8 protein-coding genes are annotated in these 12,257 nt (G+C 36.6%); 5 read left to right on the top strand and 3 right to left on the bottom strand.

Annotated features, from left to right (window positions below):
* The first annotated feature begins 9 nt into the window (after nt 1–9).
* The 4 genes from I5677_RS01140 to I5677_RS01155 all read left to right on the top strand — a co-directional run bounded on the left by I5677_RS01140 (nt 10) and on the right by I5677_RS01155 (nt 8,939).
* Nucleotides 10–987 (top strand): AEC family transporter, encoded by a 978-nt coding sequence (locus I5677_RS01140; protein WP_197659715.1) that lies wholly within the window; start codon nt 10–12, stop codon nt 985–987.
* Nucleotides 988–1,174: 187 nt separating this feature from the next.
* Entirely contained in the window at nt 1,175–3,286 is a 2,112-nt protein-coding gene (locus I5677_RS01145) for a glycoside hydrolase family 3 C-terminal domain-containing protein (RefSeq protein WP_197659716.1), read from the top strand.
* Nucleotides 3,287–3,792: 506 nt separating this feature from the next.
* Nucleotides 3,793–7,827: a glucuronyl esterase domain-containing protein gene (locus tag I5677_RS01150; RefSeq protein WP_197659717.1), complete on the top strand. Its 4,035-nt coding sequence runs from the start codon at nt 3,793–3,795 to the stop codon at nt 7,825–7,827.
* 398 nt (nt 7,828–8,225) lie between these two features.
* Complete coding sequence (locus tag I5677_RS01155; protein ID WP_197659718.1) at nt 8,226–8,939, top strand: YesL family protein; 714 nt, start codon at nt 8,226–8,228, stop codon at nt 8,937–8,939.
* 139 nt (nt 8,940–9,078) lie between these two features.
* Here I5677_RS01155 and dapA read toward each other — a convergent pair whose 3' ends face one another.
* A complete protein-coding gene (gene dapA, locus I5677_RS01160; protein WP_197659719.1) occupies nt 9,079–9,972 on the bottom strand; it encodes a 4-hydroxy-tetrahydrodipicolinate synthase in 894 nt (297 codons plus the stop codon).
* A gap of 137 nt (nt 9,973–10,109) precedes the next feature.
* Here dapA and I5677_RS01165 point away from each other — a divergent pair, with 137 nt between their 5' ends.
* A complete protein-coding gene (locus I5677_RS01165; RefSeq protein ID WP_243456454.1) occupies nt 10,110–10,979 on the top strand; it encodes an AraC family transcriptional regulator in 870 nt (289 codons plus the stop codon).
* A 177-nt stretch (nt 10,980–11,156) separates the two neighbouring features.
* On the opposite strand, the gene I5677_RS01170 is transcribed toward I5677_RS01165, so the two are convergent.
* The gene (locus I5677_RS01170) at nt 11,157–11,351 is read right to left on the bottom strand and encodes a small, acid-soluble spore protein, alpha/beta type (RefSeq protein ID WP_197659720.1); all 195 of its coding nucleotides are present in this window, start codon (nt 11,349–11,351) and stop codon (nt 11,157–11,159) included.
* A gap of 287 nt (nt 11,352–11,638) precedes the next feature.
* Entirely contained in the window at nt 11,639–11,890 is a 252-nt protein-coding gene (locus I5677_RS01175; protein WP_197659721.1) for a hypothetical protein, read from the bottom strand.
* Nucleotides 11,891–12,257: the final 367 nt, after the last annotated feature.

The following is a 12,257-nucleotide window of genomic DNA, read 5'->3' on the forward strand; positions in this document are numbered from 1 at the left end:
CTGAAAATTATGTCACTGGCAGGTATTACATTAAATCAAATTCTAGTAATTTTTGTTATTATTCTTATCGGTGTTGTTTGTTATAAAATAAAACTGATTGATGAAGCTACGAATAGTAAATTATCCAATATTTTATTGCTGCTAGTCAATCCTATGGTGATTTTCGTCTCTTATCAGAGGGAATTTAGTACAGATCTGATGGAAGGGTTATTAATTTCTTTGGTACTGGCCCTAGTTACTCATATTATGAGTATTATTATTGCCTATGTGCTTATTAAAAAGAAAAAGAGAAAGAAAATTGTTATGGATGGGATTGTTATTAAGAAATGGGTAGAAAATGAAGATGTAGAGGTAGAACGTTTATCCAGTGTCTATGCCAATGTTGGGTTTATGGGAATTCCCTTGGTGAACGGTATCTTTGGAACAGAAGGTGTTTTTTATGTAACTGCCTCTATTACAATATTCAATGTTTTCCTATGGACCCATGGGGTTATTATGATGCAGGGTAGCAGTGAATGGAGTCTAAAAAGCATGCTAAAGAAACTTATGTCACCCTCTATCATAGCGATTGTAATAGGACTTGTATTTTTTCTATTGCAAATCAGAGTTCCCCAGGTTATGTACCAAGCATTTTCACATATAGCAGGAATTAATACACCATTTGCTATGCTGATTGCAGGTGTTACCATAGGTAGGACGAATATCCTTAAGCTACTCACAAAATACAGAGTGTATTTTGTTACCTTTCTCAAGCTTTTACTAATTCCAATCATATTGCTGATGATTTACAGCCGGTTCCCAATCAATGAAAAGGTATTAATTACAGCAATCATAATGGCGGCAGCACCGTCAGCCACGACCGGAATATTGTTTTCCATTAAATATGAAAAGAATTCAATCTTGGCAGCAGAAATATTTACAGTAACGACTCTTTTATGTGCGGTTACAATCCCATTCATTGTTACCATATCGGAATACTTTATATAAAAGATGAAGAATAAAGTGAACCATAAATAGTGATCTTGATTATGACTACATACTGATTAGATAATTATATTAGTTTGTTAGTTTCTTAATAAATAGGGTTATAAATTTTTGAAAATAATAAATAGGATAACGTTACTTATTATGATTATAATTCAAGGACAGTATATCAAGAAGGACAGGTATAAGCATGGACTTTACGTTAAAGGCAACAGAATTAGTAGACAAAATGACTTTGGAGGAAAAAGCAAGTCAATTAAGGTATGATGCACCTCCGATTGAACGGCTAGGTATTCCAAGATACCATTGGTGGAATGAAGCCTTACATGGCTTAGCCAGAACTGGAACAGCGACCATGTTTCCGCAAGCAATTGGCTTGGCGGCTATGTTTGATTCAGAGGCTATGCTAAAGATTGGGGACATCATTGCCACCGAAGCAAGGGCAAAGTATAATGAATACAGTAAGGAAGAGGATCGGGATATTTATAAGGGTTTGACCTTGTGGGCACCTAACATTAATATATTCAGAGATCCTAGATGGGGTAGGGGACAGGAAACCTATGGCGAAGATCCTTATCTTACCTCTGAACTTGGTAAAAGCTTTATACAGGGACTACAAGGAAGCGGAAAATATCTAAAAACCGCCGCCTGTGCAAAACACTTCGCAGTTCATAGCGGGCCGGAAGAACTCCGACATGAGTTTAATGCAGTGGTGTCGGATAAGGACTTATGGGAAACCTATTTGCCTGCTTTTGAAGTCTGTGTTAAAGAAGCCCGGGTGGAAAGTGTTATGGGTGCTTATAACAGAACCAACGGAGAACCCTGCTGTGCCAGTAAATTATTGATGCAGGATATTTTAAAGGATAAATGGGGCTTTGAAGGTTATTATGTATCGGATTGTTTTGCGTTGGCAGATTTTCATGAGCATCATAAGGTGACCTCTACTCCACAAGAATCGGCGGCCTTGGCCTTAAAGATGGGTTGTGATATCAATTGCGGTAATATCTATCTATATATTTTACAGGCCTATGAACAAGGTCTGGTTACGGAAGAGGAGATAACAGAAGCGGCGGTGCATGCCATGAGGACGAGGCTTCGGTTAGGTCTTTTTTCCGATGATTGTGAATATGACAGGATAGCCTATGATAAGGTCGCATGTAAGGAACATAGGGAAGCCGCTACTTTGGCAGCTGAGAAGTCCGTTGTTCTGTTAAAAAATGAGGGTATCTTACCCTTACCAAAAAATACGCAGCATATCGCAGTGATTGGTCCGAATGCGGACAGTCGAACAGCACTCATTGGTAATTATGTCGGTACACCTACCAGATATATTACTATCTTAGAGGGTATTGAAAGTGTAGTGGATGAAACCACCAGAATATATTACTCCGAAGGCTGCCACATTATAAAAGATAAGGTGGAACCTAGGGCAATGCCCCATGACAGAACCTCGGAAGCCGTTAAGATTGCAAAACGAACCGGTCTTGCTATTGTGTGTGTAGGCTTGGATGGCCGTTTTGAAGGAGAGCAGGTTGATAACGGGAATCCTTCCAAGGGTAATGAACTAATGAAGGCAGATAAATCGATGGATTTACCTGCTTCCCAGATACATCTGTTAAAAGCCGTAATTGAAACCGGGGTTGATATAATTGTTGTTAATCTAACTGGTAGTGCAATGAACTTGAAATGGCTTCAGGATACGCCGAATGTGAAAGGAATTATTCAGGGTTGGTATCCCGGCTCGGAGGGTGGTCTGGCAATCGCTAAGATACTTTTTGGTGAAGTAAATCCGTCAGGAAAACTTCCGGTTACCTTCTATGAAAGAGAGGAGGATTTACCGGATTTTCTGGATTACTCAATGAAGAACCGTACTTATCGTTATTTTGAAGGAAAGCCCTTGTACCCTTTTGGGTATGGTTTAAGTTATACCGGCTTCGAGTATTCGAATCTAAGGACAGAGCTTAAGACAGAACAGGACCTACTTCAAGTCGAAGTTGAGGTTCAAAATACAGGAGAATACGACGGAGATGAAATTGTACAAGTATACATGAAGGATTTAGAATCTAAGCATGCTGTCAGAAACCATAATTTATGTGCATTTGAGCGAATATCACTTTCTTCGAAAGAAAAGAAAACAATAAAACTGAAGGTTGATAAAAAAGCTTTTGAGATTGTGGACGACGAAGGGAACAGGTATATTGACAGTAAGAGGTTTAAAATCTATGTCGGAGGCAGCCAGCCGGATCAAAGAAGTGTAGAACTGCTAGGTAGAAAACCGTTAGAAGTAGAAATTATAATATAGTTATCCATCTACTTGCGTATTAATAAGAAACCATTGATGATAAGATGATTTGGGTTACAAAACCTCAATTAATCGATTAAATCAATGGTTTTTTTTCATGGTAAATAAGTTTATTGGTGCCATTTTATCTATGAAGTATTATGAAGTAAATGAGAATGTTATAGTTAAAAAAGATCAATCCATGCAAGGATGTTATTAGTGTTAAATCATGTATAAGTGAATTGATATATGATTTATAACCCTATACTTATTGGACAATACCACGTATTAGAGATAGAATAAAGATACCATATATTTACAATTCATAAATGTATCAATATCATGTCCTATATCATATGGCAGATTGATTTTTGTTCTTTCCTTAAGAAGTAATAAGGACTTTTACGAAAATGCTATCTTACGTTTATTTATATCTTTTATCGTATTAAAAATAACAGGATAATAAACTCTATATTTCATGGTATAGAGATTGTTATAGAACTATGAAAAGAGAAGGAGTTGATAGCATGAGAAGGGTTACAAGTTTTAATTTAAAACGAATGTTGGCATGTTTACTTACGGTGGTCATAATATTACCATCTGGTATTATGAGTCAACAAAAGGTATATGCCCATACTACAAATGACTCGACTACGCCGGTATTAAGCAAGACAAACTATCGGTATATGAATGTAGGAGATACTTATGATTTTAATATAAAAAATAAAAAGTCAGGCTCTTCATACGAATGGAAAAGTAGTAATACACAGATAGCAACCGTCAATAAAATTGGTGTTGTAAAAGCCAAGAAAACAGGTACAGCGAATATAACCTGTGATATCACAACTCCAAAAGGTAAATACCAACTGGGTGCAGTAGTTTATGTAAGAAAGGCATCGAAAAACCCTGCAAAAGAAGTTCAAATCATCAATAAAATAGATACAATGATTGTTGGTGAAACCTATAATTTAAATAAAGCATATGAACCTAGCAAGTCATCGGATTATATTAACTGGACATCCGATAATACCAATGTTGCTACGGTGAATCACAGAGGGTTTGTAAAAGGGATCAGACCCGGTAATGTTAAAATAACAGCGACAACCCTGTCCGGTGAAATCGCCGATAGTGTAACAATAACGGTTACATCAGCCGTAACTGTAAATAATCAGACCTCTTTAGAGAAAGCATTATTAACGGATGCATTGGCTATTAAAATAGCAACGGAGGATGAAATGGAATTTCACATTCCTGAGGGGGATTATAGGGATAAGAAATTAATAGTAGATGCCCCGAACAGTTCGGTTAACAACTATGGTTTATTCAATGATATACAAGTGAATGCGATTAAGAGTGATACATGGCATGAATATGCGAAGGGTAATAGCATAACAATCGATACGGATGCCTCTAGAATAGTCATTGAAGAAAGTGCCTCTGTATCGATACATATCACGAAATCTAACGCTAAGACGATCCTTGAAGTCAGGGGAGATCTTAACTTATATGTGAATGCAGCAGGAAACATAGAGCTTCGGGGAGAGAGCGGTAAGGTTCCAAATGTTACGATATCCCATAAAGGTTCCGTTATTAAGACAAACCTGGCCTTACTCATCAATGCAACGCAGAAGTTTACACTTGATTTGAATTCGGTAGAAGCATCTAAAACAATTTTAAATACGACTTCGGATGAATTGATACCCATATTGCAAGGTACTGGCTATATTAGAATAGAGATTGACGGTAACTCTGAGATTTTAGTTGCGAATAGTCCTGAGACCGGGGGTTATGCGCCAAGCCCGTCAACGCCTTCAACACCAACTCCCTCCACACCGGAGCCGACTGTAATACCGGAGCAAGTTACGGCTACGTTCGGTTCTCCCTTCGTCGATGGCATTATCGATGAGGTTTGGGAGAAAGCCGAGGTCATAGTTCCAGAGGTTTATGGAGCACAGGCAGATGTAACAGCAGAGCACCGTCTTATGTGGGATGACAATGGACTCTATATATTGTCCGCCATCAAGGACAGTAATCTTGATAAGTCTAATACGGCTAGCTATCAGCAGGATTCCTTGGAATTATTCCTGGATGAATTATACGATAAGGCCGGTTCGTACCAAAGCGATGATTTACATTATCGGGTAAACTTTGATAATATGCGGACCCATGATAACGGTGAGAAGACACGCTTTTATACCAAGACCCAGATAACCAAAGACGAAGCTGGGGTAAATAACGGTTATATCATAGAGGCTGTAATTATATGGGCCGATACGACGGTACCTGTTAACAAAATGGAGATGGGCTTTGATTTACAGATTAATGAAGCTAAAAATGGTAACAGAGCCACAACCATTACGATTTTTGATACGACAGGAAATGCATATCAAAACCCGAGTTTGCTCGGTAAAATGGTCTTAGAGGGAAAAGCAGAAGGAGCACAGACAGGTACGAATCCATATGCTTTATTAACCTATATTGACAGTGTGAAGGAGATGTATCTGGATGCCTATGTTAATAAAGATAGTATCACGGAACCCTTAGCTAATGCAGAGAGTGTTGCTGCTGATAAAACATCAATCCAAGCTGAGATTAATCAGGCATATCAGGCGCTAAAGGCGGCAGTTGATGGTCTAAATGATGGCAGCGGTTTTACAAAGCCAAGTGCATTACCGCTAAACTCTATACTACCGGATGCTTTTACCTTCCGTGATGGCAGTAAGGTTACGACCTTAGAGGAATGGGAGCAGCGCCAGGCCGAAATATCAGATATGTATCAGTACTATATGTATGGAGTGGTTCCTGATATGTCCGGCGAGTCTGTGATGTACGAATATCTTAATTCTTATACAAGATGGGTTTTTGATTGGGAGACCTGGACTGTCAGACAAGAGACGGTAGAACCGGCACCGAATGAAAAGTTTATCCGAATAACTGTAGCGAAGGGTGATAAAGCGGTTAATTTCATGGCTACGGCAACCTTCCCAAGAGATGTATTCGTAGACCCGGTGAGCGGAGAAAATATCATTACAAAAAAACCGGCAACTCAGGATGGCGGATATCCGGTATTGATCGTAATCGGTTCTTTAGGAGGAACAGAAAAGCAGTATTTGATTGATAACGGATATGCGGTAATCGAGTATGACAATAATGCGATTGCGGCTGACAATGGAAACCATACCGGTGCTTTTTATGAGTTATATCCCTATGGTCAGAGATGGGATGAACAGACCGGTGTACTCTTAGCCTGGACCTGGGGTGTAAGTAAGATAATTGATGTATTAGAAGATGATATGGCCTTGTCCGGCGAGCTGAATATTAGTCCGGTCAACACCATGGTAACAGGTATATCAAGAAACGGTAAATCCGCTGCAGTAGCAGGAGCTTTTGAACCTCGTATTAAAATTACGGTACCCGGTTGCTCCGGTGCAGGTGGAATGGCAAGCTTCCGATATATGAGTGCAGGAAAACAATACGATTATTCTTCCATTGAGTTAAAGGAACTTATTGATGAGCAGGGTGCAGAGCAGGGAACCGCTACATGGCAAAAGTTCCAGGATGAACCGTTATTTACCCCTGGAGCCAACGAACAGCTAAGTAATCTCCAGGGTGGTGGAGAGGCACACTGGTTTAATGATAACTTCCTGGAGTTTTCCAGTCCGCACCAACTGCCGTTTGATCAGCACTTCTTAGCTGCTTTAACAGCGGATGAGGATCGTTATTTCCTCATTACGGGCGAGCTTACAGGAGGGGACTGGACGAATCCGGCGGCGATGTATGTTTCCTATCTGGCAGCACAAAACATCTATGACAGCTTAGGTCTGGGTGACAATATCGGTATCCATCTTCATGCAGTGGGACATAAATTCACGCTGGAGGACACCAGATATCTGGTAGAGTTTGCGAATAAAAAATTCTATGGTCTGATTGATGATAGAATGGATTTAAGTCAGTTAAAGACCAGTATATTTGAAGATCCTGATACCTATGATACTTTCTTTGATACTGTAAAAGCAATGAAGGGACCTGTTTTAACCGGTGGGTTACTATATTCAGACACCTTTGACAAGGGTTTGGCAGATTATATAATAGCAGTTTCCGGAGCAGCAATATCCGTTCCTACACTTGGCGGCGATCCGGCATTACGAGTTGATAAGTCAAGTGAGGATGGATATATAGTCATTCCGCTAGTAAACAGTGGATCGGAAACCTTGATTACCATACCAACAGTTTCTGGTTCAGCCATTACCATACCTTCTGTATCCGGCTCAGCCATCACAGCTCCAACAGTATCCGGTTCAGCCATTACCATAGAAGTTTCAATGTTATATAATGCTGAAGCGAACTTGCCGGTCTTTTATGAGATGGGAGTGATTGAAGGAACGGGAATGGATGCAACTAGCGTTGTTCTGGATATAAAAGCAGAATCCGGTATTGGCAAGAACAGATATAAATGGGTAACACTGAAAACGACCTACTATTTAAGCGGGAAAGATACCTATCTTTATCTGAAAGGATTTAATGTTTCGAGCTTTTATATCGATAACATTAGGATCAAATAAAAGAAAATAAATATAGGATGAATAGGAAGATGCTTTAAAGGTGACTTTTGGGCATCTTCGCTATTTGCTATTTGCTATTTTGGAGGATTATAGTACTAAAAAGTTAGACGTTAAAGGTGAAATCAGCACAGTAGAACCTGATTTAAACAGAGTTTATAAATGGGGTACTATGGAGACAGAAGAGGTACTATTCAATTTTAGTTTGTTAGTACTAGTTGGACATAGACGATTTCTACTTCAAGTGATACATTCGAATATGGAAGTTTATTGGCAATAATATTATTTTTAGATTAAGATGGTACAGTATACTTTAAGCTAAGGAATCAAATAATGACTAAATAATGACTATAAGATAATTTGGACTGTGATACTATTATATAGTTCATCAGGAGACAACTATGAAATTTTTAAATTATGACACTAATTTTATGAAACACCTTGGACGCTTATCTGATATATTAATTCTGGGTATTTGGTCTGCTGTCTGTAGTATACCCATTGTTACCATGGGTGCGTCTATCTCAGCCACTTACTATGTCACTCTAAAAATGGTAAGGGATGAGGAAAACAGTGTTACTAAGGGTTTTTTTAGAGGATTTAAGGCAAACTTTAAAAAGGCTACTTTAATCTGGATTGTGATGGTAGCTCTTGCGGTATTTTTCTATTTTAATTTTTTATTAATGAACGCGATGGAAATGAAGTATGAAAATATAATTCGTATTCTTAATATCATCATAGTTGTAAATATCTACTTTGTCAGCGTTTATATATTTCCATTATTAGTGTTTTTTGAGAATACACTAAAGAATACGATAAAAAACTCAGTCATACTTGCATTTACGAACATACCGAAAAGTATTATGGTTTTTATGATCAATATCGGTCCTTTTGTTGCTCTTTACTACTTTCCATATTTTTTCCCTTTTATCGTGCTTTTTAGTATATCTGTTACTTGTTTCATTAATTCTATACTGATAAGAGGTGTTTTTGATAAACATATAAAACCAGAGGATAAAGAAGATAATACTGAAGATGATACAGAAGATGATGTAGATAATGATATGGAAGATAGTTATGACAATCACAGGACAGGTGATCATGAGCAAAATTAATCTGAATTATATGTGAATAAATCATCACATTAACAAAGCAATGTTTTAACTTATCAGAAATAATTTTACTACTTAATAGGCTTATATAGGAGAGGGAGTTACAGGCAAATTAATGTAACTCCCTCTAACGTTTTATAGCTTAAGCCATGTGTAGTCGTTTATTTTTATTATAGGCCAAAACAACTTTATCCAGTTGAATTTCCAGTTGTGTAGAGATTGGCGTAAGGGGCAGCCTTACTTCGGCCGAATCAATCAGTCCCTGCTCCATTAAGCAGTATTTGATGGGTGCAGGATTGGGTTCTTTGAATAAGAGAGGAATAAATTCATAAAGATCTTTCCAAATTTTTAATGCTCCTTGTGTATCATTCGCTTTCATTTTATGATAGACTTCCACAAACAACTCGGTTTTTAAGTGGGAGGAAGCAAGTATACCGCCCTGACCTCCTAAAGCGAGTGTTGAAAAGAATAAGATATCTTCTCCCGTAAGGATTGAGAAATCCTTTGGCGGGTCCATAAGTAAAGCCATGGTTTGCTTGATATCACCGCTGGCATCCTTTAACCCTACGATATTTTTAAGCTCTGCCAGTTTATATATGGTTTCATTCTCAATGTTGACTCCGGTTCGATATGGAATATTATATAGGATGATATCTAAATTGGTGTTTTCGGATATATTCTTAAAATGTTGGTAAATTCCCTCTTGGTTTGGCTTATTATAATAAGGGCATACAGACAAGATACCTTTTACATTATAATCTTCCACCAGTCTTACTTTCTTTACGATCTTTTCTGTAAAATTACCGCCTACTCCCACATAAACAGGTAAACGATCCTCGGTAAATTCCATTGTTTTTTCTATTATTTCCCTAAAGTCATATTCATTAATGGTAGGTACTTCTCCGGTAGTACCAAGGGGTATAATTCCACTGATACCCTTGTCAACATAATGATCAATTAAGCGTTTATAGGATTTATAATCAATCTTATTATCTTTGAACGGAGTTATGATTGGTAACAAAATACCTGTAAGCATATAAAAACCTCCTTTAATTTCTAGCCTAACTCTGCTTTCTAATATCATTATATGAAGCATTATTTAATAAATATAGAGATATAATGCTTTAAATGTTGCATATAATGCTATATAATAAATGTGAGGTAAGAAGCGACATGGATACAGATTGCGGGGATGTTCGTATGAATGACATTGAAAAGATTGGATATCTAAATAATGATTTTGAAATGTTTCATATCATTGACAGACAGCGAAGAGAATTCGCTTTTCATTACCATGATTTTAACAAAATAATTATATTTATAAGCGGTAATATAAATTACACAATTGAGGGTAAAAATTACACGCTGAAACCTTATGATATTATCCTTGTAAATGCCGGTGAGATTCACAGACCCAGTATCCTTGATAATACAACATATGAAAGAATCATTATTTATGTTTCAACGCAGTTCTTAAAAAATTACTCCGAACAGGATTATAATTTAAACTATTGCTTTGAAAGAGCAAAGTCAGAGCATTCGAATGTATTACGAATACATTCCGTTGAGAAAAGCAAGCTTTATCAGGTATGTCTTGAATTAGAGCAATCATTTTCAGATCAGGCATTCGCTAAGGAATTATATCAAAAGATTTTGTTTTTAGAATTTATGATTCAACTGAACAGAACAGCGATATCTAATCATATAAATTATCTGGATTCAACGATTGGGAATGCTAAGCTGGTTCAAATACTCGATTATATCAATGAACATCTTGTGGAGGAGCTGACCATAGATAGAATAGCTTCTCATTTTTATCTGAGCCGTTATTACCTGATGCATTTCTTTAAGGAAGAGACGGGATATACCATAGGAAATTATATTACAGAAAAACGTTTGCTTATAGCAAAGAATTTGGTTCAGAACAAAACTCCGATTACGGAAGCCTGTTACCAAAGCGGTTTCAAAAATTATTCTACTTTCTACAGGGCTTTTAAGAAGGCGTTTCATACGGTACCTAAGAATTCTCAGTTGATTGATTAATGTTAAAAAAACGCTATAATCAAGGAGTTTTCAATGATTATAGCGTTTTTAAACCTTCATTTCATAGGATTATCGTTCTTATGAACTGATTTCATAGATTCTATATAAAAACACATAAAGAACATCTTTTTAAGTTGTTTAATCTGGCATATGAGTTTTCTAAAAAATAAAATAAATCTAGAAGGTCTTATTATATTTTTCCATCAGCTTTTTCTCTTGTTCCTGAATCATTGCTTTTACCATGTTTCCGGCTTCTTTGGATGTCATATCACCTTTATACCCTTTTTTAAATTGAGCTGATACGTGAGAGAGGTCCATAGTGTTTTTATATACTCCATTATTTGACTTCGATGTGATTTTATTATCAGACATAATAATACCTCCTAAAAAACGTCTATCTGTAATATTATATGGATTATTTTTTATATCATACGGTTTTTTGAACACAGATAGATATTTTGGTAACATTAAATAGAAATTGGATAAAGGTCTGTCGGTAACTTCATAATTTGTTTCATATTTCTGCTTATTTTTATAACATCAGTCTGCGGCTCCGGTAAGGAATACAATTAAGCATTGACGATGGCAAAATATGGTGATACTATAAAAAACAGAAAATAAACATAGAGAAAGGCAAGCGTTTAGAAAACTAACGAATACTAAAAGACCATTTTCTGAATGTCCACGTCAGCTATACCTTTCAATTCTTTCTCGAAGTCCTCTGCTATTTTATCTGCATTATCTATAAACTCCAGCAAAATAAGTCCCTGCTTGCTGCAGGAATCTTCAGATGCCACATGTAATCCAAGGCGGGTATTAATCTTACAGCCATACCTTGTTAATAGCTCCTGTACTTTGCTGGCAGATTTAACCCGATCATGTAACACAAAACCCAGAATTGTTTTTGCCATTTGGTATATCCTCCTTTCTTTTTATATACTTTATCTCTCGATTATTTTATCGAAAGCTGTATTCTTTTTATCTGTTATAGACAGTATGATATGAATATCAGATTTTTATTTATTTCATGATTAACTTTTAGTAAGCGAATGTCTAATATTTTATTACTATGCATTTTGATGGGATCAAAACATTCAAATTTTATAAGGATTTAAGTTATACTGCAGATGTTATAATTTAAGACCTATGATATTGATAACTATATAATTATTTGATTATTATAATTCGGTTTGCTAAAATGTTTTCATAAGGATATCGTATGTAAGATACCAATCGATTTACCTTATTCCTTTATAACCATATTAGGTATTTTGTTAT

The sequence above is a fragment of the Mobilitalea sibirica genome (assembly GCF_015999265.1).
Classification (GTDB): domain Bacteria; phylum Bacillota; class Clostridia; order Lachnospirales; family Lachnospiraceae; genus Mobilitalea; species Mobilitalea sibirica.

Bases quoted from the DNA above. Each gene is read 5' to 3' on its own strand.
- I5677_RS01140 (WP_197659715.1), top strand. From the start codon at position 10: ATGTCACTGGCAGGTATTACATTAAATCAAATTCTAGTAATTTTTGTT.
- I5677_RS01145 (WP_197659716.1), top strand. From the start codon at position 1,175: ATGGACTTTACGTTAAAGGCAACAGAATTAGTAGACAAAATGACTTTG.
- I5677_RS01150 (WP_197659717.1), top strand. From the start codon at position 3,793: ATGAGAAGGGTTACAAGTTTTAATTTAAAACGAATGTTGGCATGTTTA.
- I5677_RS01155 (WP_197659718.1), top strand. From the start codon at position 8,226: ATGAAATTTTTAAATTATGACACTAATTTTATGAAACACCTTGGACGC.
- dapA (WP_197659719.1), bottom strand. From the start codon at position 9,972: ATGCTTACAGGTATTTTGTTACCAATCATAACTCCGTTCAAAGATAAT.
- I5677_RS01165 (WP_243456454.1), top strand. From the start codon at position 10,110: ATGGATACAGATTGCGGGGATGTTCGTATGAATGACATTGAAAAGATT.
- I5677_RS01170 (WP_197659720.1), bottom strand. From the start codon at position 11,351: ATGTCTGATAATAAAATCACATCGAAGTCAAATAATGGAGTATATAAA.
- I5677_RS01175 (WP_197659721.1), bottom strand. From the start codon at position 11,890: ATGGCAAAAACAATTCTGGGTTTTGTGTTACATGATCGGGTTAAATCT.